The sequence below is a fragment of the Vibrio sp. Vb0937 genome (assembly GCF_033338855.1).
Genome location: NZ_JAWOTK010000323.1, coordinates 1 through 1,185 on the forward strand (window position 1 = coordinate 1; position 1,185 = coordinate 1,185).

Consider the following 1,185-nt stretch of genomic DNA (forward strand, 5'->3'; position numbering starts at 1 on the left):
GATACCTTGCTGCTCGGCAGCTTGCGAGAGCATCGGCAAAAGTTCTGACGCAATTTCTTCGGCAGTTAAGGCAAAGTCTGGATTGTGTTCGGCATAAGCCTGTAGTGGCCACATTAAGACGTTTTTGAACCAGGCATACATGTCGCCAAAAGCGGACTGTCCGGCTTCAAGTGCTAGCAACTCGGGCATAGCACTGCCTTCGACTTGACCACAAATACCATGAATAGTGCGGTCACCGACGTTTTGTGATTCAACCATCAAAATGTCACAGGTAGAAGTGCCAATGACTTTAACTAAATCGTTGGCACCAGCACCGGCACCAACGGCGCCCATGTGGCAATCAAACTCGCCGATTGCAATCGCGATGCCTTCTGGTAAGCCTAATTTTATTGCCCATGCTTTTGATAGGTACCCGGCCGCCTGATCGGAGGTAAAGACTTCTGTGAACATACGGTCGCGAATACCGTCTAACGTCGGTGAAATTGCGCTTAAAAACGCTTGTTCAGGTAGTCCGCCCCAGCTTTCATGCCACATCGCTTTGTGTCCAGCAGCGCAGATGCCACGACGCAATTTTTGTGGATGTTGAGTATCAGCCAAAATTGCTGGGATCCAATCGCACAGCTCGACCCAGCTGAAAGCACGTTTTGCAACTTGTTCATCTTGTTCGCTGACCCAAGCTGCTTTTGCCCAAAACCACTCTGAAGAGTACACACCGCCGACGTAACGCGTGTAATCGGTGAATCTTCCCGAATGGGCGAGTTCATTAATTCGATCTGCTTTGGCTACGGATGTGTGATCTTTCCAGAGGACGAACATTGCATTTGGGTTGTGCTCAAACTCAGGAAGCAGCGCCAAAACAGTGCCGTTTTCATCTATTGGAGCTGGGGTTGAGCCTGTTGTGTCGACGCCTATGCCGACAACAGAATCGGCCAGAGTCTGTGGCACTGTTGCCAGTACCTCTTGGATCGCGCTGGTCATTGCATCCAAATAATCTTGCGGGTGATGTCTGAATTGCGATTGCGCAGGTTGGCAATAGAGCCCCTTCATCCATCGTGAGTAGTACACCACAGACGAGGAAACTTCCTGGCCTGTTTCGGCATTAACAATAAGCGCACGTACGGAGTCCGATCCGAAGTCCAAACCAATTACATGCTGCTGATGTGTATTTATTGTGTCCATGACAAC

The 1,185-nt window shown here is 49.9% G+C and carries 1 protein-coding gene; it reads right to left on the bottom strand.

Annotation, left to right across the window (positions count from 1 at the left end; all coding sequences use genetic code 11):
• Nucleotides 1-1,179: ribulokinase (locus R7P67_RS25425; RefSeq protein WP_318086398.1), on the bottom strand; the 1,179-nt coding region annotated here is incomplete at its 3' end.
• Nucleotides 1,180-1,185: the final 6 nt, after the last annotated feature.